The organism is Candidatus Amarobacter glycogenicus, assembly GCF_016704105.1.
Lineage (GTDB): Bacteria > Chloroflexota > Dehalococcoidia > Tepidiformales > Tepidiformaceae > Amarobacter > Amarobacter glycogenicus.
Genome location: NZ_JADJAT010000001.1, coordinates 660,968 through 685,739 on the forward strand (window position 1 = coordinate 660,968; position 24,772 = coordinate 685,739).

At 65.8% G+C, this 24,772-nt stretch carries 24 protein-coding genes; 13 read left to right on the forward strand and 11 right to left on the reverse strand.

The window, feature by feature from the left end; translation table 11 throughout:
• Window positions 1-50 precede the first annotated feature (50 nt).
• The 5 genes from IPG14_RS03415 (at window position 51) to IPG14_RS03435 (ending at window position 5,387) form a co-directional block, all read left to right on the forward strand.
• Entirely contained in the window at window positions 51-557 is a 507-nt protein-coding gene (locus IPG14_RS03415) for a 6-carboxytetrahydropterin synthase (RefSeq protein WP_343388101.1), read from the forward strand.
• Window positions 554-2,125, forward strand: a complete 1,572-nt coding sequence (locus IPG14_RS03420) for a hypothetical protein (protein WP_343390891.1) — start codon at window positions 554-556, stop codon at window positions 2,123-2,125. Before IPG14_RS03415 ends, IPG14_RS03420 begins: the two co-directional genes overlap by 4 nt.
• Window positions 2,113-2,724 carry an archaeosortase/exosortase family protein gene (locus IPG14_RS03425; RefSeq protein ID WP_343390892.1) on the forward strand — a complete coding sequence of 204 codons (612 nt, stop codon included), beginning with the start codon at window positions 2,113-2,115 and terminating at the stop codon, window positions 2,722-2,724. The genes IPG14_RS03420 and IPG14_RS03425 overlap by 13 nt, the downstream gene beginning before the upstream one ends.
• Window positions 2,724-4,067 (forward strand): TIGR03111 family XrtG-associated glycosyltransferase, encoded by a 1,344-nt coding sequence (locus IPG14_RS03430; RefSeq protein WP_343390893.1) that lies wholly within the window; start codon window positions 2,724-2,726, stop codon window positions 4,065-4,067. Before IPG14_RS03425 ends, IPG14_RS03430 begins: the two co-directional genes overlap by 1 nt.
• A 90-nt stretch (window positions 4,068-4,157) precedes the next feature.
• A complete protein-coding gene (locus tag IPG14_RS03435) occupies window positions 4,158-5,387 on the forward strand; it encodes a CaiB/BaiF CoA-transferase family protein (RefSeq protein ID WP_343385111.1) in 1,230 nt (409 codons plus the stop codon).
• Between the two features lie 2 nt (window positions 5,388-5,389).
• On the opposite strand, the gene IPG14_RS03440 is transcribed toward IPG14_RS03435, so the two are convergent.
• Together IPG14_RS03440 and IPG14_RS03445 are read right to left on the reverse strand one after the other, a co-directional pair.
• Window positions 5,390-6,085 carry a hypothetical protein gene (locus IPG14_RS03440; protein ID WP_343390894.1) on the reverse strand — a complete coding sequence of 232 codons (696 nt, stop codon included), beginning with the start codon at window positions 6,083-6,085 and terminating at the stop codon, window positions 5,390-5,392.
• Between the two features lie 18 nt (window positions 6,086-6,103).
• Window positions 6,104-6,301, reverse strand: a complete 198-nt coding sequence (locus tag IPG14_RS03445) for a hypothetical protein (protein ID WP_343385113.1) — start codon at window positions 6,299-6,301, stop codon at window positions 6,104-6,106.
• Between the two features lie 186 nt (window positions 6,302-6,487).
• Here IPG14_RS03445 and IPG14_RS03450 point away from each other — a divergent pair, with 186 nt between their 5' ends.
• The 3 genes from IPG14_RS03450 to IPG14_RS03460 all read left to right on the forward strand — a co-directional run bounded on the left by IPG14_RS03450 (window position 6,488) and on the right by IPG14_RS03460 (window position 9,420).
• A complete protein-coding gene (locus IPG14_RS03450; RefSeq protein ID WP_343385114.1) occupies window positions 6,488-6,904 on the forward strand; it encodes a PPOX class F420-dependent oxidoreductase in 417 nt (138 codons plus the stop codon).
• A complete protein-coding gene (locus IPG14_RS03455; protein WP_343390895.1) occupies window positions 6,874-8,256 on the forward strand; it encodes an AarF/ABC1/UbiB kinase family protein in 1,383 nt (460 codons plus the stop codon). Before IPG14_RS03450 ends, IPG14_RS03455 begins: the two co-directional genes overlap by 31 nt.
• Window positions 8,257-8,376: 120 nt before the next feature.
• Window positions 8,377-9,420, forward strand: coding sequence for a GGDEF domain-containing protein (locus IPG14_RS03460; RefSeq protein WP_343385116.1), 1,044 nt, complete (start codon window positions 8,377-8,379; stop codon window positions 9,418-9,420).
• Here the strand turns inward: IPG14_RS03460 and IPG14_RS03465 are convergent.
• From IPG14_RS03465 to IPG14_RS03475, 3 genes are read right to left on the reverse strand one after another with little or no spacing between them, the layout of a single operon-like run.
• Window positions 9,417-9,941 carry a maleylpyruvate isomerase N-terminal domain-containing protein gene (locus IPG14_RS03465; RefSeq protein WP_343390896.1) on the reverse strand — a complete coding sequence of 175 codons (525 nt, stop codon included), beginning with the start codon at window positions 9,939-9,941 and terminating at the stop codon, window positions 9,417-9,419. The genes IPG14_RS03460 and IPG14_RS03465 overlap by 4 nt on opposite strands.
• Before the next feature lie 8 nt (window positions 9,942-9,949).
• Entirely contained in the window at window positions 9,950-11,053 is a 1,104-nt protein-coding gene (locus IPG14_RS03470) for a DUF1786 family protein (RefSeq protein WP_343388108.1), read from the reverse strand.
• 34 nt (window positions 11,054-11,087) lie between these two features.
• Window positions 11,088-11,303: a hypothetical protein gene (locus IPG14_RS03475; protein WP_343388109.1), complete on the reverse strand. Its 216-nt coding sequence runs from the start codon at window positions 11,301-11,303 to the stop codon at window positions 11,088-11,090.
• A gap of 328 nt (window positions 11,304-11,631) precedes the next feature.
• On the opposite strand from IPG14_RS03475, the gene IPG14_RS03480 reads away from it, so the two are divergent.
• Window positions 11,632-12,624 carry an LLM class flavin-dependent oxidoreductase gene (locus IPG14_RS03480; RefSeq protein ID WP_343385120.1) on the forward strand — a complete coding sequence of 331 codons (993 nt, stop codon included), beginning with the start codon at window positions 11,632-11,634 and terminating at the stop codon, window positions 12,622-12,624.
• Between the two features lie 64 nt (window positions 12,625-12,688).
• Window positions 12,689-14,044, forward strand: a complete 1,356-nt coding sequence (locus tag IPG14_RS03485) for a phosphodiester glycosidase family protein (protein WP_343390897.1) — start codon at window positions 12,689-12,691, stop codon at window positions 14,042-14,044.
• Window positions 14,045-14,047: 3 nt separating this feature from the next.
• On the opposite strand, the gene IPG14_RS03490 is transcribed toward IPG14_RS03485, so the two are convergent.
• Together IPG14_RS03490 and IPG14_RS03495 are read right to left on the reverse strand one after the other, a co-directional pair.
• A complete protein-coding gene (locus IPG14_RS03490; protein ID WP_343390898.1) occupies window positions 14,048-15,142 on the reverse strand; it encodes a matrixin family metalloprotease in 1,095 nt (364 codons plus the stop codon).
• A gap of 120 nt (window positions 15,143-15,262) precedes the next feature.
• Window positions 15,263-16,693 carry a matrixin family metalloprotease gene (locus IPG14_RS03495; protein ID WP_343390899.1) on the reverse strand — a complete coding sequence of 477 codons (1,431 nt, stop codon included), beginning with the start codon at window positions 16,691-16,693 and terminating at the stop codon, window positions 15,263-15,265.
• A 124-nt stretch (window positions 16,694-16,817) separates the two neighbouring features.
• On the opposite strand from IPG14_RS03495, the gene ald reads away from it, so the two are divergent.
• The 3 genes from ald to IPG14_RS03510 all read left to right on the forward strand — a co-directional run bounded on the left by ald (window position 16,818) and on the right by IPG14_RS03510 (window position 20,086).
• Window positions 16,818-17,927: an alanine dehydrogenase gene (gene ald, locus IPG14_RS03500; protein ID WP_343385124.1), complete on the forward strand. Its 1,110-nt coding sequence runs from the start codon at window positions 16,818-16,820 to the stop codon at window positions 17,925-17,927.
• 111 nt (window positions 17,928-18,038) lie between these two features.
• Entirely contained in the window at window positions 18,039-18,596 is a 558-nt protein-coding gene (locus IPG14_RS03505; RefSeq protein ID WP_343390900.1) for a pyridoxamine 5'-phosphate oxidase family protein, read from the forward strand.
• Between the two features lie 59 nt (window positions 18,597-18,655).
• The gene (locus IPG14_RS03510; protein WP_343385126.1) at window positions 18,656-20,086 is read left to right on the forward strand and encodes an MFS transporter; all 1,431 of its coding nucleotides are present in this window, start codon (window positions 18,656-18,658) and stop codon (window positions 20,084-20,086) included.
• On the opposite strand, the gene IPG14_RS03515 is transcribed toward IPG14_RS03510, so the two are convergent.
• From IPG14_RS03515 to IPG14_RS03530, 4 genes are all read right to left on the reverse strand, one after another.
• A complete protein-coding gene (locus IPG14_RS03515) occupies window positions 20,083-20,994 on the reverse strand; it encodes an NAD-dependent epimerase/dehydratase family protein (protein ID WP_343390901.1) in 912 nt (303 codons plus the stop codon). The two genes, IPG14_RS03510 and IPG14_RS03515, sit on opposite strands and share 4 nt — an antisense overlap.
• Window positions 20,995-21,034: 40 nt before the next feature.
• Window positions 21,035-21,568 (reverse strand): hypothetical protein, encoded by a 534-nt coding sequence (locus IPG14_RS03520; protein WP_343385128.1) that lies wholly within the window; start codon window positions 21,566-21,568, stop codon window positions 21,035-21,037.
• A gap of 2 nt (window positions 21,569-21,570) precedes the next feature.
• Window positions 21,571-22,113, reverse strand: coding sequence for a hypothetical protein (locus IPG14_RS03525; RefSeq protein ID WP_343385129.1), 543 nt, complete (start codon window positions 22,111-22,113; stop codon window positions 21,571-21,573).
• Window positions 22,114-22,287: 174 nt separating this feature from the next.
• On the reverse strand, window positions 22,288-24,762 hold the full coding sequence (locus tag IPG14_RS03530) for an IPT/TIG domain-containing protein (protein ID WP_343390902.1): 2,475 nt from the start codon (window positions 24,760-24,762) through the stop codon (window positions 22,288-22,290).
• Between the last annotated feature and the right edge of the window lie 10 nt (window positions 24,763-24,772).

The window sequence follows — 24,772 nt, forward strand, 5'->3', positions numbered from 1 at the left end:
TGTTGCCGTTTATCAGGTTGAACGCCACCCAAAACAGGGACGAAGCACGCATGGATCTGCTGAAGCAATTCTCACCACAGCGACAGGCACAGGACGCATCGGACCCGGTGCGGCTGCCGATCGCCGGGTTTCAACCGTCGGAGCCTGCGCTCCTGCAACGTTCGATGGCGGCCGGCATGGCCTACGAACTGACCATCGACTCGTTCTTCGGCGCATCACACGCCATCCGGCCATCAGGCGAGCGCCACACGCACTCATTCCGCGTCCAGGGGGCGTTCGTCACCGACAGCGTCGACGACAACGGGATGATCTGCGGCTTCCGCGAGGTTTCGGACATCCTCGATGGAGAGGCGAGAAAGTACGTCAACCAGTTCATCAACGAAATCAAGCCCTTCGACATCGTCCAGCCAACCGGAGAGAACCTCGCCACGGTGATCTTTCGCAACGTCGTGACAGCCCTGACCACCGACATGCCCGGTGGGCCCGAACTCGTCAGCGTCACGCTCTGGGAGAACCCGACGAGCTCGGTCCGGGTCGGCATGTGGAGGGCAGCATGAGAAGCGCGAAGGTACTCGTCGCAGCGCTCGTGCTGCTTGCCGCTGCCCTGGGCGTCGCTTCCGGTATGACGGCAGCCGGCGCGGCGGCCGCGCCCGCCCGGCTCACTTTCCTCGCCGCGACATGCCCCGGATCGAGTTCGATGTACACCCGGGTCGCAGCGGGGAAGGACCCGAACTCGAACGAAAACGGGTCGCCGGCTTCGCCAAACGACATCGCAGCGTACGGCTGCACCCAGACGACCGGGTTGTCCTTCTTCGAACTGGGCGGCTCAACCGCAGGTTCAGTCTTTCTCGACTCCCAGTTGACGACCGCATTCTCCGTCTCCACCTCTGCCAGTGGGCCTGCCGGGGGACCGACTACTGTCCTGGCCGGCGGCACCACGTACGTCCCCGGCGGCGTCAGCCAGGTACGCCGGTTCTCGGTCAACAACTACCCGACAACGGTGACTTCACGGGCGGCGATGCCGTTCCTGGACCTGCAATGCGCCACCGACGGGGTGAACAGCGACAACGCGGACGGGGCCGGCTGGAATGGCCAGTCTTTCGCAGCGGACTCGCAAAACTACTGCATCGCCTACATCTGGGACGGGACGACTCCGACGACGCCCTCTCCGACGCCGACGGCCACCGCGACGCCAACGCAAACGCCCACACCCCAGGCTTCACCGACATCGACCGCAACGGCAAGCCCGGCGCCCTCCGTGACCGCGACCGCGAGCCCGTCTTCGGCAACGACAGCCGTGACCCAGGCGGCAACGGCGGTCACCACGACCGGGGCCGTCGGGAATTCGGCAAAGGTCAAGGTGGATGTCGAGACCTGGGATGAGGGCGGGAAGGGCAAGTGGAAACCGTCCTCGCCCGGCGGCCAGTGGCAACTCGCTCTCACTGACGCAAAAGGCACGGTGGTGAAGACCTTCACCGATGCCGTCGACCTCGACGTCGAGGTTTCCGATTACGTCGTCACCTTCCAGGGGCCGGCCGGTGGCGGAACGACCAGCTTTGCCGTGGTTGACTTCGTGCTCTCCGACAATGGGAAGAGCGACTGCAAAGAACCGACTGGCAGCAGCACGACACTGAAATTGAGCGCCAAAGACCTGGAGCGAAACGGGAAAGTCCACGCCTGTCTGTTCCTGAAAGGCGGAGCGTCGACTACCAGGGTCACCGTGGCCAAGTCCTTCGTCTCCGCCGCCGACGGTGTCGTGACGTGGCGGCTCGAACCGAACCAGCCGGCGGACCTGCTGGTATGGGACACCGGGATCAGCGGCTGCGAGGAGCACGAGGGCGCTGCCTGCGGCGATATCACTGCTGGCGGCTACGGGAAGTTCTATGCCACTGCGAAAGGCGAATACCTCCTGGTGACGCAAGAATTCAAGCCCGACGGCGATGCCTGCAAGGTCACCAATACCGCTGAATGGGCGACTTCAGACTCAGAGAAGCGCCAAACGGTCACCGCGAGCTATGAGTGCTCCGGCGCCTCGACGATGGGATGGAGCCTCTTCGCGCTCTTTGCCACGGGCGCCGCCGGACTCGCCTGGGTGGTCCAGCGAAAGTTCGCATGCCAGCAGTAGCCTGGCTGGCGCTCGGGGCGCTGGTGTGGGCCGTGGGGGTGCGCTTCTTCTGGAAGGCCGGCGCCTGGCTGCCGTACTTCGTGTTGGGGGCAGCGGGAGGTGCTCTCATCCTCGTCGTCGCCTTGCGCGCGGTCGTCCCCGGTGAGGCAGTGCTTCGCGCGGCGACAGCGATGACGGTGGACCAACTCGCGTGGTTTCTCGGCGTGCAAACAACCGTCACCAGTGCGACTTCCGGCGACCTGCTGGTAGTGGGGGTGCCGCACCACAACGAATGGACGCTCCTCACCATTGGAATCGAGTGTTCCGGCCTGCTGGAACTTGCCACGCTGACCGGTCTCGTCGCCTTCTTCCCTGCCCTCCCGCCATTAAGGCGAGCAAGAGTGCTGGCGATCGCGCTGGTCCTCACCTTCCTTGCGAACGTCGTACGGATGCTCGTGATCGTCCTTGCCCTGGCTTACGGCGGGCAAGGGTGGCTCGATGTGGCTCACGTCGTGCTGGGACGGTTCGTGTTCTTCGTGCTTGCCATCGGCATCTACTGGTTCGCAATCACCCGCCCCACGTTGAGCACCGTGGCCGCGCGACTCAAGGCGGCGCACTGATGGCCGCCGAGCACTGGTACAGCGCCCTCGGCTTCTGGGGGGTCTGGCTGTTCGTACCGATCCTGGTCGACGGATTCCAGTCCTTTCGATACCTCGTCGCCACCATTGCAGGACGGGCGAAGCGGCTGCCCATCCGGCCTGTGACGAAGGCTCCCCAGGGGAAGTGGCCGCGCGTCAGCATCCTCATCCCCGTGTACAACAGCGAAGCCATTCTCGGAGCATGCATCGACTCGATCCGCGCTCAGAGTTACCCCCTGGAACTGATCGAGATCCTGGCGATCGACAACGGGAGCCGCGACTCGTCCTTCAAGGTCTTCTGCGAGGAACAACAGGAAGCCTTCCCCGGTTCGATCCACTGGCTTTCGACGTTCCACCAGGGCAAACCGTGGGCGCTCAACGTCGGTATCCACTACGCACAGGGCGAGTATGTCGTCAACCTCGACAGCGACGTCGTCCTCCACGAAGACGCCATCGTGAACATGGTCGCAGCGTTCGAAAACGACCAGGACCTCATTGCTGCCACGGGCGCGGTCGAGATCCGGCCGGAGTCCGGGAGTTCGGGGTTCATGAAGGTCATCCATGAATGCGAGTTCCAGGAGTACTACTTCGGGTTCAACGTCGGGCGCCGCTTCGAATCCAGGGCCCGTTCCCTCTTCACCCTGGCCGGCGCCTTCAGCGCGTTCCGTCGTGATGTGCTATTGAACACCTACCTCTACGACACGAGCACTGTGGGCGAAGACACCTTCATGACCTTCGAACTACAGGAGCTTTTCCCGGACAAACATGTGTCCGTCGTCACCGCCTCGGTCTGCTACACCGACCCGATTCCCAGTCTGCGGGCGCTCTATGCCCAGAGGGTTCGCTGGCAGCGCGGAGAGATCGAGGTCATCGCGGCACACCCGAAGCTCGCGACAAGGGGGCTGTTCTACCGGGGGTTCGCGCCGGTGCGCACGCTGCTGGTGGACCACACGCTCGCCTTCCCGCGCGTTAGCTGGACGTTCCTGATGCCGGCGCTGGTGTTCTTCGGGTACGACGTGTCGACCGTGCTCCTGGCCGGCGTGGCGCTCTATGCGGCATACGTCTTCATCGAAGCGGCAACGTGGACCACGAGCGCGCTCCTCGTGGTCCCACCATCCTCCCGGCGGCTCTGGCACGGATGGTGGACGATCCCACTGATGCCGGCGTATCGCTACGGCGTCTTCTGGCTACGCTTCGCGGGCGTCCTTACGGTGCTGACGGAGGCGCACCAGTGGCGCACTGCCGACCCTGTGGCCGCATCCAGGGATGAGTTCCTGCGGCTGGTCCACTCTCGGAAAGAGCCCGGTGAGGCGAAGGCCGCCTAGCCTTCTGCCGCGACCGGCCCGGCAAGGCGGAGAAGCCGCTCGTTTCGGCGTTAGTCCGTAGAGTGTGGGGACAAACCTGCGGGAGTTCGCATGCCCCGTCCGATGGAAGACATTCGCGTCCTCGACCTCACCTGGGTGCTGGCGGGGCCGTTCGCTTCGATGATCCTCGCCGACCTCGGCGCAGAGGTCGTGAAGGTGGAACGTCCCCCGAACGGGGACATCTCCCGGACCACGGGGCCCTACCAGAACGGATGGAGCGGCTACTTCTTCAGCATCAATCGCGGCAAGAAGAGCATCTCCATCGACCTTCGTTCCGGAGACGGCAAAGAGCTGTTCCTCAAGCTCGTCGAAAAGGCTGATGTCGTCATCGAGAACTTCACGCCTGGGACCATGGCACGCCTCGGCCTCGGCTACGACATCCTCTCGGCCCGCAACCCGCGGGTGATCATGGCGAGCGTCTCGGGCTTCGGACAGACCGGCCCGTACAGCGACCGGCCAGCACTCGATATCGTTGTCCAGGCGATGGGCGGGATGATGTCGATCACCGGGGAGGCTGGAGGGGGACCGGTGCGGCCGGGTGCCTCGTACGGCGACCTCACGGCCGGGTTATTCGCGACGATCGGCGTGCTCACCGCCCTCCACGAACGGGAACGAAGCGGGCGGGGCCAGGCAATCGACATTTCGATGCTCGATTGCCAGCTCGCCGTGATGGAAAACTCGATCATGCGCTATTTCGTGACGGGCGAGGCGCCAGGCCCGCTGGGCACCCGCCACCCGAGCGCAACGCCGTTCCAGGCTTTCCCTACCGCAGATGGACACATCGTGGTCGCCCTCGCATTCGGCGAGGAGAACCAGTGGAACTTGCTCTGCGCGATGCTCGGCGTCCCGGAACTCATCGATGATGCGCGGTTCGAAACCGGCCCGAAGCGCACCCGAAACCACGCCGACCTCGAACCGATCTTGAACGTGGCCTTCAAGAAGCGGACGACGCACGAGTGGTACGCGGACCTGCTGGAAGCTGGAATCCCTTGTGGCCCGGTGAACACCGTGCCCGACGTGGTCGGAGACGAACAGGTGAGGTTCCGGGAGAGCATCAAGGAGGTAACGCACCCGGTTGCGGGCACCATCCCTATCGCCGACACACCGATACGGCTTTCGCGCAGCGAGACGGGGATCCAGGGCCCACCGCCGAGCATGGGCGAAGATACAGCCGGTGTGTTGAGCTCGTGGCTGGGGATGAGCGAGGCCGAGGTTGCGGAGCTGGAGTCAGCGCACGTAGTGGCTACGAGCGGGGGCCCGGACCTTTCGCGGATCACGTAAGCCTACCGGTAGAGGCCGCGCTCCTCGATGTATCGCCTGACGGCTGGAGCGACGTGAAGGGCCTCCTGATCACTGCGGAGCGCCTCCCGAACCTGCGTCGACGAGAGCGAAGCCGGGAACTCATCGATCTCGAGCACTTCGATTCGGGGACGGAACTGGACCACATTGGCATCAAGCCACTTCCTGACACGCGCCGCTTCCATTTCTCCCCGGTTAGCGGCGAGGATACGGTGGCGGGCGAAGAACGGCGCAAGCTCACCTTCCATGTCGGTGTAGTACCGGGGCGCGAAGAGCCGTTCGAGCGTATCGAAGCCGACCACGAAGTCGAGTTCGACGCCGGGCAGAAGCAACGCGAGCGCGACAGCCTGGTCGATGATGCGGGCCTGGTTCGCGGCCATGACCGCCAGCCCGGGAAAAGCTTCTCCAAGTGCCAGGAGCATGCCGATACGATCGGCCAGCGGGGCGCCGTGGAGTCCCTTATCGACGTTTCGGGTGGTCAGCAGAGCGATGGCGCTGCTTATCCCGAACGTTTCGAGAGCGCGTTCCAGCAAGTGCTGGTGTGCGTGCGTCGGTGGGTTGAACGCCGAGGGCAAGACCGCGGCAGTTCGGCCAAGCGGCCCCCCAGCATCGAATCGCTCGGCAGCGGGCCCAGCGGCCGCGTCCAGGCGTTCAAGGCGGACAGCCAACTCCTCGGTCACTGCGAGATGTTAACGAATTCAGGCTGAGAGGCGCTCGCGATCGATCGTCCACTCGACGAGGAAGAGGTCTTCCGGACTGAGCCACTCGCGCATGATCCGGCGGCAGTGGTACAGGCCGGCATCGAGGTTGTGGGTGACGAGGAGCCAGCCGGATTCCGGACAGGTGACCACGGCATGGAGGCGGCGCGACTTTGGGTCGTAGAAGATTCCGGTCACATGCCCCTCCCTCGTTGACTTCCTGTACTCATTCTCGGCTATGTATCCATAGTCTACGTAGATGCAGGTGTGGCCCTCGTTAACGGTTCTAACGATTCTCTAACGCTTATGTCGCTCGGAGAACCGGCTGCTTGCCGATGACGAACTCCTCGGCAACGCTTGATAGCGCAACAACAGGAGTACCCCGTGCCGCTTTCGCAGTCTGAACTCGATGACTTCCTCGCCGAACCGCACATCGCAGTGGTCTCGACCACCGGTCCTTCGGGCAAGCCCCATGCCATGCCCATCTGGTACGCATGGCGCGACGGCAAGGTACTGTTCCACACGGGCGCCGAATCCAAGAAGATGCGGAACCTTCGGAAGAACCCCCGGATCAGCGTGGTCGTCGATACGAAGACGGCGCCGTATAAGGTCGTGGTGATCGAAGGCACGGCGCGGGAGCTCCCGGGCGACAAGCCGCTCGGCCGGGAGGTGGCAATCCACTACCTCGGTCAGAAGATGGGCGAGGCGTATGCGGCACGCTCCGAGGAGCCGGGGGCACTCGTTGAAGTGACCCCGACGAAAGTCATTTCGTGGGACTACGCGCGGGAATCGAACCCCTGAGCGACCGCGCGATATCGGGCAACCGGCTTTCGCGTTCGGCCACACCGGCCCGCCTCGCCGGGAGTGCGGCCGCGCGGTGGGCGATGGCCCATGTGGCCATCGGCGAAGCGCGCGAGCGCAAGAAGAAGCAGGCCATCTTGCGGACCGCCGAAGATGTCACGCGGACGATGGGTGAGATGAAGGGCGCCGTGATGAAGGTGGGCCAGATCCTCTCACTCATGTCCGGCGTGCTTCCCGAGGAGATGGCGGCACAACTCGCGGCGCTCCAGTCGAGCGCCCCGCCGATGAGCTACGGGCTGGTGCACCAGGTATTCGAGAAGGAGTACGGGACGGGTCCCGAACGCCTCTTCCGGTCGTTCGATAGGGCACCCTTCGCTGCCGCCTCGATCGGGCAGGTGCACAGGGCGGAACTGACGGACGGCACTCCGGTCGCAGTGAAGGTCCAGTACCCGGGCGTCCGCGAGGCGATCGACCACGATCTGGCGAACGTGGGGATGATGATCAAACTCGGCGGGCTCGTCGCCCGAGGGCTGGACGCCGGAACCATCGTCAGGGACCTCGAGGACGGTATCCGGGCAGAGCTCGACTACCGGCGAGAGGCCCGGTGGCAGCAACGCTTCTTCGAGGCATTCGATGGCCATGCGTTTGTCCGCGTCCCCCGCGTCTACCACGAACTTTCAAGCAGCACCGTCCTGGTGCAGGAGTTCTTGCGCGGTCAGCCGTTTGCCGCCGCGCGCGAACTCCCTCAGGACCAACGCAACCGGCTGGGCGAGATGATCTACCGGTTCTGCTTCGGATCGATCTACCGCCACGGACTGTTCAACGGAGACCCACATCCCGGGAATTTCCTGCTCCTCGAAGACGGCAAGATCGGCTTCGTCGACTACGGATGCGTGGCTGAGTTCGACGTCCCGACGATCGAAGGCTTCAAGCGGCTGATCCGTGCGCTCAACGCGGGCGACCGGGCGGAGTGGCGCGCAGCTACCGAGGCAGTGGGTATCCTCTTGCCGGGCGCGCCGTTCACGACCGATGAGGTCTACGACCACATGCACTGGTATTGGGCGCCAATCCTCGATGACGAGGTGGAGTTCACCCCGGAGCTGGCGGCGGAGATGGTGCGTCGGAACACGATGACTGCGGGAATAGGCGGCCAGGTCAACCGGCACTGCAACGTTCCCGCCGGGATGGTGTTCCTCACGCGGATCAACTTTGGGCTGGCAGGGTTGCTGGCAGGTCTCCGGGCGAAGGGACCCTGGCGGGCGATCGTAAAGGAATATGTCGAGGGAGCCGCTCCCTCGACTGAGCTTGGGCGGCACTCCGCGGCATCAACCAGATTCGGGAGCCCGATCTAGGTCCTCCGATCATCGGCCCCGGGCGCCGTTGCTTGAGTGGCGAAGTTGACGGCGTCACCCACCCTCTACTTTCGCGGTTGCGGGAGCGTGTCGAACTACATGGCAGAAGGTGGAAGAGCGATGACTGAGGGTCGCCCCCCCGTGCTTCCGGCTATGCCGGAACGCGACCAGCGCAAACTCGAACGCCAGGTGCTCCTGCTGCAAAGCAGTGTGGCCAGCTTCTGCGTGGTGGGCATGCTTCTCGGATGGTTCGGAGAGAGGTCCGGGGCGGCACAGGCGGGCGCCGCATGGATTGCCGGTTACCACTTGTTGCACGCGGGTTACATCCTGCAATACCGCATCCCGGGTCGCCCGATACCCTTCGTTGAGCGGCTCACACCCATGCTCGACGTCTCCTGCATCACTACAGCGTGGGTGGTGATGGGCCACCCCCAGTCACCGTTTTGGGCCGTTTACCTCTACGCACTCGTTGGCTATGGCCGGCGCTACCACGGGTGGAGCTACTTCGTCATTTCCAGTTTCATCCTGGTGAACATCGTCGGGGGCCGCCTGGCTATCTCGCTGAAGAGCGGCCAGCCACTGATGGTGAACGCGGACCTCCTGACGATGGTGGTCATGGCGGCGGCCATGGCTTTGCTCTCCCACGCCGTAGGCTCTGCCTGGCGCCATGCGGAGTACCGGGCTCGCGTCCTCGCGGAGACCGACCCCCTGACCGGGATCGCGAATCGCCGCGTATTCCTCGAACGGCTGGGCATCCTGGCGGAAGACCCTTCATCGCGTTTCGCCCTCCTCATGCTCGACCTCGACGACTTCAAGCGGATCAACGACGAGTACGGGCACCTCCGCGGCGATGAAGTGCTTGCCCAGGTCGCGCGCCTGCTCCGCGACAACATCCGCGAAAGCGACCGCGTCGCGCGCTACGGCGGCGAGGAGTTCATCGTCCTGATGCCCCAGACCTCCCTTACGCAGGCGACCGCACTGGCCGACCGGCTCCGGGCCATGGTGTTCGAGGCCACCCCGGCATCGATTTCTATCGGCTGCGCTATTCGCGATCCCGGCGAGACCGCGGGCTCGGTCCTGAAGCGAGCGGACGACCTGCTCCTTTCGGCCAAGCGAACCGGCAAGAACGCCGTCCGGTCCAGCACCCTTCGGCGCTCGGCCTAGCGCATCCTCCGGATGTGAGCGACGGCGGAGAGGTCAGGCGTCGTGGAAATCGCCGCCCGGATGGCGCCCTCGTGTCCCGAGTCGTGGACAGCCCATTGCTCCAGGTAGGCAAGGAGGCTGATTGACACCTCTGCGGGCCAGGATCCGCCGGGAAGTTCCCAGACCAGTGCGCGGTCGAGGTCTGCCGGCGCCAGGAGTCCGAACTGGCGAGTCAATCGGTCGCGCGATCGCCGTGCCTGCACCACCAGTGCTGCCGGCGAAAGGTCCGCCGACGACTGGATGCTTCGTTCCCGCTCGGCATACATGGCGGCAGCGGTGAGCCGTACTGGACCGGCGCCGCCCGCCAGGAGGTCCGCCAGATCCGCGAGGGCATTATCGGCCGTAAGTGCGTGCGCGAGGTGTGTGTACGCCGTCCAGGAGTCGCCTCCAGCGGACCGCGTCCAATAGTCGCCGGGTACCACCTCAACGAGGCCCAGGAGCGACTCCCGGCGGGCGAGCGCACGTTCGAAGAGTACGCGCACTACCGGGATCACCCGGGTACCGGGCCCAGGCGGGAGGCGATGGCCTCGCCGGCTGCAGGATTGCATTCCCCGAATCCCCGAAGCAGCCCAAAGCAGCCGCCGATCATCATGTCGCCGAGAGGGGCCGCGAAGTAGGGCGCGAGCGCAGTCTCGCGGATCTTCACCCGCCGAGGTCCGGTCGCAGCAACGGTAGCGGGCACGGCGGGACGCACGAGGGATCGGTCGGCGTGGAAGGCGCCATGACCCTTCGAATTGAAGACCGCCTCGTGCTGGAGGGTGCCCGCGCAGAGTTGCATCGCGAACGATTCGATCTGCTCGGAAGTGACTTCGCCCGTGTGATGCTCGAAAAGACTGGCGATTCGACGGCCGCGCAGATGGAACGCGAGCAGGTGCATGTTTCCAAGGTTCATGACGAGTGATTCCGCGGCGCCGCCGACGCGTTCATCGTGCAGCGCACCGAGTGCTGCTGCAGGACCCGTGTCCATGAATACCACCGGCCCCTGACCGGCGGCAGAACCACACATCGCCCGGGCCCGCGTCAGGTAGTGGGGAAGCGCACTTGCATCCGTCGCGAACGCGAGAAGGTCGTTCCGCCCTTCGACCACGCGGCGGAGGTGCTCGAACCGGAAAACGCGGTCGGAGACATCCGGAGGAGCAGCGCCGTGATCGAGGCAACCGAGTGCGAAGCCATCGAAGTCGCCGGGCACCTCAAATGCACTGAGGGCCGCGCGGATGGCGCCGATGTCCAGGTCCTGGAGGACAACCCGGTCGCCATCGATGGACGCCGCCTCGTCCTCCGAGACGAGCGTCACGCCGAGCTCACGCACCCGGTCAAGGTCGTCATCGATGGTCTGGGCGGCTTCGGGTGTTGCGAAGGCGGCGCCGCCGGCCTTCAGGAAGTCCTCCAGCGCCCAGGAGCAGGGGCCACCGCCGGCGACGGTACCGGTCAGGACGAGTTTCCTGCCGGCAGCGTGCGCCCGGCGGATGCGGCGAGCCGCGACTTCGGTCGCGGACGGCATCACCAGCTTCACCGAGTTCTCGACCTGCTGGGCGGCATCGAAGACAAGGATGTCCTGGGTGCCCGTGCCCATGTCGATCGCGAGGATGCGCATGGAGACAGTGTAGGGCGGCTCCAGGGCTGCGGGATCAGGTGAGAGGGCTGATGGGTTCTCCCGTGCCAAGGACGACTTCGCCTCGTTCGACGCCGGACACCATGGAACCGTCGATCCAGAAGACCCGTGGGCCCTGGGGTTCGCCAACGAGTACTGAGCGCCCGCTTACTTCGCGGACGAAGCCCACTGGAAGTCCGTTGCGGTTCCGAATCCGCATACCCTGGCGCAGGACCGAGAGTCGTTGTTCCACTTGCACCGGCGTAGCTCCACAAGCCCGGACTCCCTCCCAGGAGCCAGCTCGCGAGCCATGAGGAGTCCGCGGGCCGACTGCCTGGAACAGGGGTGGCTCTCAGCCGAATCTACGAGAGGACCAGTCCGGCAGTTAGGCAGTCAAACCGGGAGTTCCCACGACTGCCATAGCTCCCAGCTATCGGTTGAACGCCCCTCGGGCGGGGCCATAGGCCTGGCACATACCAGCTCGCCCAACTCGCACCGCAGCGAATAGCGCCCCGCCCGGGAGCGCGCTCGGAGCGGCTGGGGTATCGTCGGCGCACCACACCACTAATCCGAGGCCCCGCATGACCCGAAAACTCTCCGTAGGGATTACCTGGCAGTTCGACATGAAGCGCGAGGATGCCATCTCGCTGGCGAAGATCGCCGACGAAACCGGTATCGACTCGTTCTGGGTGCCCGAAGGCTGGGCCAGGGATGCGTTCTCTCTGCTCATCTCAATCGCTGAAAAGACCGAGCGGATCAAGCTCGCTACCGGGATCGTGAACGCCTACTCGCGGACGCCGGGAGCGCTCGCACAGCACTTCGCAACCCTCGACGAGTGGAGCGGCGGCCGCGCGATTATCGGGCTGGGTGCATCCAGCGCGAACGTGGTCGAGCAATTCCACGGAGTGCCCTTCCAACCGTCGCTAGCCCGCCTCCGCGAAACGGTCGAGGTCATCAACATGCTGATGCGCGGCGAAAAACTCGTGTACCACGGGAAGTGGTTCAACTTCGACAAGGGTTTCACCCTGCGGTTCAAGCCAGTGCGCGACCACATCCCGGTGTACCTCGCCACGCTCCACCCCAAGAGCGTGAAGATGACCGCCGAGGTCGCCGATGGCTGGATGCCCGCATTCATCCCGCGGAGCGCGCTCAAGCAACAGATCGACGAATTCCGCGGCTGGGCCGCGGCGGCGGGACGAGACCCGAAAGCCATCGAAGTGAAAGCAGGCGGCGTCACGGTGAGCAACGACCCGGCTGCCCGAGACAAAGGCCGGGGCTTCATGGCGTTCTACATCGCCCGGATGGGGACGTTCTACTACAACCAGCTCTCCCGCTATGGGTACGCTGACGAAGCGGCCGCCATCAAGAAGGCTTTCGACGACCACGGGTCGGCGGCTGGCGCGGCGGCGATCCCCGATGAGCTGCTCCAGGACCTCGGCTTCTCCGGCAATGCGGACGAGTGCCTTTCGCGCATTCGCGAAGACGAGGAACTCGGAGTGGATGTCCACAACGTCAGCATCGATACGACGGACCCGGTGGAGTTCGGGCGCGCGGTGGAAACGCTCCTCCGGTAAGGATCCGCGCTCGACTGGGCAGCCTTGATTGCCGCTTGGTTACGTCTTGCTAGACTTCGCATTGATGCTCAGGAGGATTAGTATCCGGCGCGCCGAATTGTTGCAGCCGGTTGCCGCCGAGGCACTGGCGCAGGGCGCATCGTCCTCGGCCTCCGAGCCGGACCAGCTGGCGGACGGAGCTCAAGCGCCGGGGCAGTCCGGCCCCGCGAGGGGCCGTCGAGTCACCTGGAAGCGAGCACTCCTCGCCGCGGCCGCCCTCTTTGTCGTCGGTGCAGGCGGCGCATACAGCCAGAAAGACCAGATCGCCCCGCAAGCAGCCGACTTCTCGCGAAAGGTCATCGGCGATGAAAACACCGCCCGCCTGGAAGGCTGGGCCTTCCAGGTCGAGGATCGCGCCCACAAGGTGAAGTACCGGCTGCTGGGCGGCGAAGAGAATCCTTTCGAGACGAAGGAACTCCAGGTCCAGTTCGTGCCGCAGAGCGCCGCCCGGGAAGTCACCTATTTCGTCGGCACTGGCCGGGACGGCGGGCAGACCCTGACCGCAGAAGCCCTTGGCCCGCTCCCCATGCAGTTCCCCGTCACACAGGTCATCTTCAGCGACCCTCAACCGGGCGAAGGCACGTGGAGCACCACCGGCCTGCCCCGCAACACCGCCGGCGAGACGCTCATGGCCAAGACCTTCATCCGACCAGACAAGTCGAGGCCGTATGCGTCCGTGGGCGTCCTGCTGGTCGACAAGCGGCGCATCCTCCTGAAGATGGTCGGCGGCACATTGGAACCCGGCGGCGATCGGGGTGTGAAAGGGCCCGGTGTCATCCCCAAGGACGACTACAAGTCCCTCCTGGTCGCCTTCAACGGCGGCTTCAAGGGCCCGCACGGGAGCTACGGGATGGTGGCGAACGGCAAGGAATACATGAAGATGCGGAACGGCCTTGCCACGCTCTGCGTCTCCAAGGACGGGACGCTGAAGATGGGCGAATATGGCCGCGACTTCACGTGGGAAGAGAACTTCGAGGCCTGCCGCCAGAACGTCATCCTTCTTGTCGACGGCGGCCAGGTGAGCAGGCGGACGACGGAAGGGAACGATACCTGGGGCTACGTGAACGTAAACTCCTCGGAGTTCATCACCTGGCGCTCGGCCGTCGGGATCACGAAAGACGGGAACCTGCTCATCGGTGCGGGCAACTCCCTGAGTGCCGACACCCTCGCGAAGGCGATGTACTCCGCCGGGGCATACATGGCGATGCAGCTGGACATCAACGGTCCGTACATCAGCACCGCCCTCTTCTACCCGCAGCCCGACGGCAGCGTGAGAGCCGACAAATTCATGGACAGCATGTCGCCCTCTGCGGCGAACTTCCTCGGCACACGAGAGCGCGACTTCTTCTACCTGACCCTCGATGAGAGCCGATACCGGTAGGTCTCAAGGGAAGATGTGGGCGCAGGACCCACGTGACCAGGCCCAGTAGGCCCTGCCCTCGACGATCTCCGCGAAGCCCTGCAGGCCCGCCGTTACCGTGCGGATCCATGCGGTCCAGGCCTCATCGCGGTATTCGTAGAGTGCCTCAATACACGGGAGCGCCGCGGCGACTGGTGGGATCGGACCGGCCGGGAGGACCAGGAGGTTCCAGCCCCGCTCCACGATGACCGTCAGTTCGGGGAACGGCGTCAGTGCGGGCGTTGCGCCCGGCGGCGGGGAGGCAGACGGAAGAGGGGGCCCCGCAAGCGGGTACAGCGCTGCGAGCCCGGCGATGTCGTCGGGCGCCAGTTTCCGGAGTGTCCCGGTGTACGCCCAATACATCACCGCCGTCGCTTCGGCAGCCGTGCATGGGCCAAACGGCGCCGGGCAAGAGTGTTCCAGGCCCGCCATGTGGCCCAGTTCGTGGAGGATCACGGTCCGCCAGTCCAGCGTCGCCTCTGTCCCCATTTGCTGCACGGCATCGGGGTTGCTGTTGAGGAGCATGTCGACTTCGCGGGCGGCTCCCTTCGACGTGATGCCGAGGACACATCCGACTTCGCACGGGAGCGAGGCCCACGAGACGACATTCTCTCCGTCTGGCCCGGACTGGAGGATCGAAGCCGTGTGGTCCGTGATCCCCGCGTACCTGAAGCGGAAGGATGATGTCGCAACCGAAGACCACGCCTGCAACCCGGCGATGACAGCAGCCGGGCCGACGCCCGGTGGCGCGTCCACGGGGTTGTATGCCACGGGCACAGGGATCTCACCGGGCGCCCATTGCCACAACCAGCTTTGCCAGGCCGCAGACGCGGAAGACGGGGGCCAAACTTCTGCGTCTGGAGCCAGGCGGGCCGCCGCTGTCCGCGCCGCCTGCTCCGCTTCTTCCAGCGACCCGGCTGCTACATCGAACCTGAGCCGTACCTCACCGCCCGAGGTCGCGATGGGGAGTTCGACCGCGTAGACGCCGGCACTGCCTTCGGAGGCTGACGCGAACCAGGACCCGGACATAGCCGCCAGCATTGCGGAAACTAGCCCCACCACGACGACGTTACGGATCACCCCGACTCCTCCCGGGCGCTCCCGCTCGAACAAGCATTCTCCCGCGTCGCTGCGACCGGGGATACGCACAGCCACCCTGCTCGTGGAGAGGAGGGTGGCTGCAGGACTCGTATCCGGGCCTCAGGGCTGGAAGGGGACCTGGGCTGCTCCGGTGGCGATGAACCAGTAGGCCACGCCCTGCTTCAGCGTCAGCAGGTTGTTCACGACCGAGGGAGCACCGGGAATGTACCGGGTCCACGAGCGCGTCACCGGGTCATAGGCGTACACAACCTTCAGGTTCGGCACGCCGGCAACCGCCTGCGCGATCGGGGCATCGCCTCCGGGCCAGGCGAGCAGGTTCGCCCCTGGCAACAGCGGAAGGGAAGACCCGGGCGTCGGTGTCGCTGAGGCCGCCTGGGTCGGAGTGCTCGTTGGCAACGGCTGCGTTGCGGTCGGCGCTGGAGTGTTGGTCGTTGGCGGAGCCGTCGAGCCCGGTACAGTCGGCGTACTCGTTGGCAGTGGCTGCGTCGGTGTCGAAGTGGGTCCACCGGGAGTCGGCGTGTTCCCCGGTGTTGGCGTCTTTGTCGGAGTTGAAGTGGCCCCCGGCGTGGGTGTCCTGGTCGGCGTGTTCGTCGCGGAAGGCGTGTTGGTAGGTGTGTTCGTTGGGCCGCCGGTCACGCCATAAATGGCCTGGAGCCCGGCCACATCATCGGCTTGCGGCGTGCGCTTGTTCGTGCCGTTGGTGTAGCTGGGGTACATCACGGCCTCAGACTGGGCCGAGTGATTCAGGCCGAGGGCATGCCCGAATTCGTGGAGGGCGACGCTCTGGAGGTCGACCTGGATGGGGCTGCCGGTCGTCCAGTTCCACTCCGGGTCGATCTGCATGTCGAACTCGACGGCCGGCTTGAACGGGCTACCGGTGGAACTGAACCAGGTGCAAGTGACCGCGAGCACCGAACCCCCCTGTGCCGACCAGCCAACCGTGTTCGTGCCGTCGGTGCCGCCACCGCCGCAGGCGCCCGTGCCCGCGCCGCTGGCCCCGCCGCCGCTGAGCGAGACCGGAGCGCCCTGCTGGCCCCAGGTGTTCGCTGCGGCGCTGAGTGCCGCGCTCGCGCCGGAGAGGCCACCTGGCGCCCCTGAGCTGTTGTAACCCCAGACAACGGGCGGCGACATCCACTTGAAGCCGCTGGTCACGTAGGCAGCGCTCACCGACTCATCTTCGAGCAGGAGCGCGCCAGGGAAACGGGCCGCGATTTCGGCCCTGGCAGACTCTGCTGCCTGGGCGAACGTCCCGTCGCCGTTGTCGAAAACAAAGAGTTCGATCTTTACGTAGAAGAACTCGCCGTCCTGTTCCACGAGGAGGACGGCATCGACATCGTGGAACTGCTCCCCGCCGCCAGACTGGGCGTCCGCGGGAGCAACCGTGAGCGCAGCAGCAAACCCCCAGGCGAGCAGCCCGAACGCCGCAAACGCCACCGCGAGGCGCCAGCGTTTCGAATCTGACCGAGATAGCCCGTGCTGCATCGCTCGTCCCTCTCCCCTGCCCGCAAACCGCGCGGGAACGGCATCCATTTGCTATGAGCGTCGGCACACCCCGGGTTCTCCAGCACGGTCCCCGTGGGCGGCCTTTCCGGCATTTCAGGTGAAAGATCGGTTGACGTGTGTACGATTGGGACGGCGAGGCCAGGGGGCGACGATGCGAGTTGGAACGGTACGGGAGCGTAAAGACGGCGAGGCCCGCGTGGGCCTCACTCCAGAGGGGGCGTTCGCGCTCACCGCTGATGGCCACGATGTGGTGTTCGAAGCTGGTTGCGGCGAAAAGTCGGGCCACTCAGATGCCGCCTACGTCGCCTCCGGTGGCCAGCCGCTCGCGACCGCAGATGAGGTTTGGGCGACCTGCGACCTGGTCGTGAAAGTGAAGGAGCCGGTGGAGAGCGAATACCGCTTCCTGCGGAAGGGCCTCACGCTCTTCACCTACCTCCACCTGGCGGCCGAACGGGAACTCACCGAACGGCTCATGGAATCCGGCTGCACGTCCCTCGCCTACGAACTGGTACGCACATCAAACGGCTACCTCCCGTTGCTCGCGCCCATGTCGCAGGTCGCCGGACGGATGGCAGCGGAAATCGGCGCGCAGCTGCTTAAGCATCCCGGCCCGGGGCGAGGCAAGCTCCTCGGCGGCGTCGCCGGCGTCCCGCCCGGCAAAGTCGTCATCATCGGCTCCGGCACGGTGGCGACCGCCGCGGCACGAGTCCTGATGGGCCTCGATGCACGCGTCATCGTCATGTCGAGGGACCTCGCCCGGCTGCACTATCTGCAGGAGAACTTCGGTGGGCGCATCGGCACGCGCGTCTCTTCGCCGCAAGGAGTGGCCGAGGAACTGGTTGGCGCCGACCTCGCGATCCTTTCAGTGCTTGTTCCGGGAGCGGCCGCACCGAAGGTCGTCACGCGGCCGATGGTGCGATCGATGGGCCCGGGAGCAGTCATCGTCGACGTTTCGATCGACCAGGGCGGCGCAGCAGAGACCAGCCGACCGACGAGCCATAGCGACCCGATCTACATCGAGGAAGGCGTCGTCCACTACTGCGTGACAAACATGCCGGGCGCGGTGCCGGCCACCAGTACCCAGGCGCTGACGAGTGCGACGCTACCGTACGTCGAAGCACTGGCGAACTTCGGCCTTGATGGGGCGTTGAGTCGGGATCGTGCGCTGGCCGAGTCGCTGAGCACGTACAAAGGGCAACTCGTCCGCGGTCCGGTCGCGGAGACCTTCGGCATCGCCGCTGCCGCCAACCCGTTCCTCTAACCTCAAAACGGGCCAATCGGCGTCTCGCTGGACCGGGCGATGGTCGTTACGCGAACGGCCCCCCGCGGCGCACCATAGGGGTAACACAGCAAGACCTGGCCGGAGGGACACATGGCCGACTGGTACGACCATATCGACGACGCCCGAAGAGCACTCATCGAGAGGCAGCACATATTCTTTGTCGCGACTGCCGGTGCTGACCCGGACGGACTCGTGAACCTGTCGCCGAAAGGCCGCACGCTGCTGCGCGTACTGGGCCCGAACCTTGTCGGATACCTGGACTATCCCGGCAGCGGAAACGAGACCGCGAAACACCTCGCCGGCAACGACCGCATCACCCTCATGGTATGCAGCTTCGATGGGCCTACCGGGGTCCTTCGGCTGTACGGCCGGGGGCGGCGCGTGGACCTGGACGCTCCAGAGCTACTTCAGCACCGCCACGCGTTCTCCGCCGACTTCCATCCCTACGTCCGGCAGGCCTTTTTCATTGACGTCGACGCCGTCCAGACCTCCTGCGGCTACGCGGTCCCCAGGATGGAGTTCGTCGGTGACCGCGACACACTCGACCGCTGGTGCGAGAACAAGCTGGAGCCGCGTGCGATGACCGACGGGGTCCCGCAGCCGGGCCGGTTCGTGAGGAAGGATGGGTCGGAGATGGCCCCCCGGTAAGTCCTTTCGGCAGGCATCCCGTATCCTTTCGCGAAGCCACACCATTCGGGGTACCGCGCTTGGCCGCCAGCGCTTCTCCCGGCGAGTCTGAACCGCCGGCTCCACCTTCCGCACGCCGACCGAAACTGAAGGACTTTGGGCTGGCGCCGCTCGTCGTCCTCTTCATCCTGAACGCTGTCGACGAGTTCGACCGGGCCGTCCTCGCCGTCGCTCTCGATAGCATTCGCGAAGACTTTGGTCTCTCGGACCTGACCGTTGCCCTCCTTCCCCTGGCCGTGATCTTTATCACCGGCATCATCAGCCTGCCGGCAGGGAACTGGTCAGATCGCTGGCGGCGCGTGAACATCCTCTCCGCCGGCGCAATCGTCTGGGGGACAGCGGGGTTGTTCGCGGCGGCATCCTCGAACTTCATCCAGCTGTTTCTCACAAGGGCCCTCCTGGGGTTCGGCCAGGGCACGATCATTCCCACGCACGGAAGTCTGCTTTCGGACTACTACCCGGTCAGCGTGCGGGGGCGCGCACTGGGCTATCACCGTTCAGCGAACCCGCTGGGGCAGGTGATCGGCGCAGTCATTGGCGGCATCATCGTCGGTGCGGTTGGCTGGCGCTGGGGCTTCGCCGCGGCGGCCGTCCCCGGCCTTTTGCTGGGTATCTACGCGTGGCGCCTGCGTGAGCCAGGCCGGGGCGAAGCCGACCTTCTCGCCGCCGCGAAACAGGACCCGATGTTCGCGAGCTTCCTGAACGATCCGCCGGACAAGCTGGGGTTCTTCGAGAGCCTCGGCAGTGTCTGGCGTATCCGGTCGCTGCGGATGCTCATCTTCACGAACGCGGCCTTCGGCTTCTCCCTTTTCGGAGTCGTCTTCTGGATCCCTGCGTTCTTCGAACGGCGGTACGACTTCTCCACGGAGGAGGCGGCCGGCGCCCTGGCAATCCTGGCATTCGCCGGTTTCATCGGGAGCTGGTACGGGGGGCCGTTCGCAGACAGGAGCCTGGGAAAGGGCTTCGGCTACCTCGGCAAGGTGGGCGCCTGGGGCGCTGGCCTGCTCACCGTCACCTGGTCACTGGCGTTCGTCATTCCCTCGGCCGGCATCTGCATCTTCCTGCTGACGGCCGGCGCCCTGCTCGCCTCGGTCGGGACCGGTGGGCTCGTGTCGATCATCGCGGCCGTTTCGCCGCCCCGGATCCGGGCACAGGCATTCGCGGCGTTCGGGCTCGCCCTGGCGGTGTGCGGGGCTGCGGCTGCACCGCTCGCCATCGGCGGCATATCGGAGGCTTTCCAGGCGTTCGCCGACATGAACGACGGCGATAGCTTGCGGTGGGCAATGCTGCTCGCCACCTCGGTAGTGATGACGCTTGGGACGTGGTTCGCCTACGAAGCTGCTCGCACGTGCGCAGCAGACGCCCAGAAGACGATGGGCGAGTTCTTGAGTGACTTCCAGAAGCGCGCGGCAGCCCAGGCTGCAGTTCAATCGCCGGCCGCCGGCGATTAGCGCAACGACTCGACGGTCAGCCTGACGCCTTCTTCGAAACTCACAGTTGGTTCCCAGCCAAGTTCCCGTTTCGCCAGTGCGCAGTCGAGCCAGAAGTTGCGTACGTCTCCGGCGCGGGGCGGCCCGTACCTGGCAGCGATGGTGTTCTCCGTGGCCTCGGCGAGGACCTGGAAGATGTGGTTAACGGTGATGCCCACGCCCGTGCCGATGTTCGCGACGAGGCCGCTCCCACCGTCGAGGGCAAGCACATTTGCGCGGGCGATGTCGCCGACGTAGAGGTAGTCCTTCTTCTGTTCGCCGTCGCCGTCGATCGTGCAGGGCTGGCCGGCGAGCATAAGGCCGGTGAAGATCGCGATAACGCCTGCTTCCCCGTGGGGGTCCTGGCGCGGCCCGAAAGCGTTGCCGTAGCGAAAGATCGTGTAGTCGATGCCCGCAGTTCGCGCCGCGAGTTGCACGTAGAGTTCGCCGACGTACTTCGAGGTGCCATAGTTCGAGCGCGGCGCAATTGGGTGGTCCTCCGCAACCGGGAGCGACCGAGGTTCGCCGTAAACGGTGCCGCCTGACGAGGAGTAGATCACCTTGCGGACGCCGTTCTCGACACACAGCTGCAGCAGGCGGGCGGTGCCGCCCCCGTTGACTTCGAGGTCATGCACCGGGTCGGCGTTGCCGACCTTCACGCTGGCCTGGGCGGCATGATGGTTCACTACCTCTGGCCGAAACTCGGCAAATATTCGTTCGAGCTCGCGGGCGTGGAGATCTACTTCGTGGAGCGTGGCGCCCCTGGCGACATTGGCTCGCCGGCCGGTGGCCAGGTTATCGACGACGGCCACTTCGTGGCCCGCAGCGAGGTATGCCTCAACGATGTGCGACCCGATGAAGCCTGCGCCGCCGCTAACAAGAATTCGCATCCGTCCAGTCTGGGCGCGCCGCCGCCAACGATCGATTCTCTCAGGCGGTGCGTGGCTCGCGCAGTTTCGCCAGACCCCAGCCAATAGCGGCACAACAGAGGCCGGCCAGGACCCCGCCAACCAACAGCGGGCCGATGAACTCGCCCATGGATGCACCGCTGGTCATCTGGACGTACTTCGCCAATGCGACGTTCGCACCGAACCCTCCGGCGAAGCCCCAGGCCGCCCACGCCCGTTCGCGGGGGGAGCGGCCGATTCCGATTTCATCGAGCACGCCCCGGACCGGGCCAGCAGACAACCCCGGCAGCCTGGCCGCCTCGGCTTCGAGTGCCGCCACCAGTTCGTCGATGAGTTCCTCCGGGACGCTGTCCAGGAACTCCTCATAGGAGTCTTGCCGGTGGGCCGGCAGGTTGCGGGCATTCTTGCGATGGATGCGGGGACCGGCGACGAACTCCTGCGAGGGACGGCGCCTGCGGGCACAGGCGAGGCAAGTGCTGCCTCCCGCGGAAAAGTCTTCGAAGCTCAGTACCTTCCCACAAGCCCCACAGCGCGTGCGTACAAATGTGTCCGGCATGCTTACTCAGTCGGAGGCGTGGCCGTCGCGCCGCCACCCTCGCTCGGAGGCGTCGGACTGGTGGACGGGGTGGCGGTGGCAGTCGCGGTAGCGGTCGGCGTCTGGGTTGCCGTTGCCGTCGGCGTGGCCGTGGGGGTGGGAGTGGCGGTCTGCCCTTCACCCGCCTGGGTTGGCGTTTTCGTCGGCGTGGGCGTCTTCGTCGGGGTCGTAGCCCGGGTCGGTGTGCCGGCCGGGGTGGTGGTCGGGCCCGCGGTCTTTTCCCCGGCGACGGTGGCGGTAGCCGTTGATGCTTCCTTGCCCTGGGCATCCTGAGCGGCGAGCACTTCGCTCTGCGAACCGTCGAGCAGCTCGATCCCGGCGCCGGCGCCCTGGAGCTGGCTCAAGAGTGAAGGCAGCCGCGATGCGTCGCTGGAACCGGGCGACACCGGAGTTACGACCGAGCCATCCTGCGCATACTGCATGCACCCGGCCGAGACGAAAGCGAAGCTGCCGAGGCTGAGACCGAGAAGGGGGATGACGTGCCGGCGGCCTGGCCCAATTCGCATGGGTAGAGCGTATCGGCCGGTGCCAGTGAGGCTGTATCGGGCGGATTCCGATTCCCGGGGCGGCGAACCTGTAGGGGAACCCCCGAGCAGCCACGTCCGGGGATCCAAGGGTTCTCGGGGCTGCCAGGGTGTCCGGGCGCAATCACGGCGCCGAGCGTTTGCTCCGTGCGACCCTCAGCGGATCGTCAACTCTGGGACGGTAGCATTCACATAGACCGTTGAACCGACGATTACGCGGGCCTCGAGCGTGACCTCGGTGTTCGCGAATTCGCGGCGGGCCTCACCGTCGATACTCAGTGACCAACTGTTGCTCGTCCCTTCGACGGCGGCGTTGAGCACCAGTTCCGTTTGCCACGCTCCACTGGCGTGGTTCCAATACTTGCCATCCGAGACTCGCCGGAGAATGAAGCTGACCGCCGAGGCATCGAGGCTTCCAGTCGAGATCGCGAAGGCCAGGCGGGAGCGGGGGATCGGGGCATTCGCGGGGTTGGAAACCGTTACCTGAGTCGAGCTGGTGGGCGGAGCGGCCGTCACATCGAACGTCCCACTGGTTGCGGAGGTAAGCCCCGAAGCTGTCGCCGTGATGGTAAATGCCGAGCCCGCCTGGTTGACGGCACAACCGCTGAATGAGGCCACGCCTGCCGAGACGGTCTTCGCGAGGCCGCCTGTGCAGCTGAGCGTTCCGGTGCCATTGAGCGAGAGTGTCACGACCGTCGTGCTGTCGCTCACGACAGTGGCGTTCGCTGCCGTCTGTACCGCGACGACCGGTTGCGCCGCGAGCGCGCTGCCTGCAACGCCGGCGCCGGGCTGGGTCGTGAACGTGAGCTTCGTGGCTCCGGCCGAAATCGTGAACACCTGTGGAGTGACGGATACGCCGCCACCAGGGGCCGGGTTAAAGACCGTCACGTTCGCTGCGCCCGCGGACGCGACGCTGGCTGCGGGCACCGTGGCGGTGAGGCTCGTCGGTGACCCGTACGTCGTCGCCAAGCTCGCGCCGTTCCATTGCACCACCGAACCAGCGACAAAGTTCGTGCCCGTCACGGTCATTGAAAACTGGGCAGACCCGGCGCCGACGGTACTTGGCGAGAGGACGGAGAGTGTGGGCACCGGGTTGGGCGCAGCGCTGATGGTGAAGCCGGCCGAGTTCGACGTCCCACCTCCCGGGGCAGCCGTGAATACCGTGACGGTCGCCGCACCGGGACTCAGGATGTTCGCCGCCGGGACCGACGCATCGAGAACGGTCGGACTGATGTAGGTAGTTGCGAGTGGAGCGCCGTTCCAGCGGACCGTCGAAGCACCACTGACGAATCCCGTCCCGGTCACGGTGAGCGTGAAGGTCCCGCTCCCGGCGTTCGCGGTGGAGGGCGAGAGCAAGCTGACCGTTGGCGCGGGATTGTTGGAAGGACCGCCCCCGACAGTCAGCGAAAGGGCGTTGGTGCCACCGGTGTTGTAGAGGGCGGTCACCGAATACGCGCCGGCCGCCGACGGCGTGAATGTAACCCCGCTCTGGTTGGCCCCGCATCCCGCGGCAGAGGAAACGGCGCCTGCGCCGGGGCCGGACACCTGGAAGTCGGCCGTGGTGAGCAACGGACTCAGCGAGACCTGGCCGATGAGCGCGCTTGACCCCGGTTGGGCGGCGCCGGCCGCTGCGTCGTTTGCGACATCCGCGGCAACGAGCGACGAGCACACCATGATCGCCGTCCCGGCCTGAAGGGTCGCACCCGTGAAGTCGAGCCCCAATTCATCGACCGAGACTGGCGTCCCAGCCTGGGATATGCCGAGGCCTGGAGCGGAAATGGTCGCCGTGATGTCGGCGCCGTCGCCGGTGTTCGCGGCAGCCACCGTCACGGTGATCGTGAGCGTCTCGCCGTTCGCAAGGCTGCTCCCGCTGCAGGTCGCGGACGGCGTTCCGAGTCCGCCGGGCGCGCCATTCGCACCGCCCGTCGTGCAGGTGACCCCGGTAACGGTTGCGTTCGTGAAGACGACGGCGCTACTGAAGCTCCCCGTGGGGAAACCCGAAATGTTCGCCAGCGTTGCGGTGTACGTCGCAGAGGCGCCTTCGAAGATGAGCGGAGGTGAACCGCCGCCGCCGGCCGCGATCGTGGACGGACTGAAGACCGTGAGGGTGCCGGCGGTGGCGAACGAGTCGTCACCGGTGGCTGCGGTGTCCGGCCCGCCGTCGGAGTCACCCGCGACGATCGCGACCTGCCCGGGGGCGGTCGTAGTGGTGGCATTCACGAGGAAGGTCAGCGTGACCGGCAGGCGGGGGCCGGTGCCGACGAGCCCGTAGCTGCAGCGGGCCTTGCCCGCCTCAGGGGAGTTGTTCACGCAGGTCACGCCGGCCGGAGTGGAGTTGCCGCTCACGAAGGAAAGACCCGCCGGGTAGTCGAACTCGAAGTGGACAGGGAGTCCGACGGGTGCCGTGGTCACTGAGGCGGCCACATCGAAGGTGACTGTCGAACCAGCCTGGACCATGGAGCCGCCGGCCGGAGACTGGACCACCGTGAACTGGACATCGCCCTCGGCTATCGCCGCGACCTGCGAACCGCGCAGGCCAAGGCCCACGGTACCGGCGAGGAGCATGCCGAGGGCCAGCGCCCACAGGTGGAGCGCGCGGTGCCGCTTGCGCGTCAGCGCCATCATCGTCATCGCCGAGCTC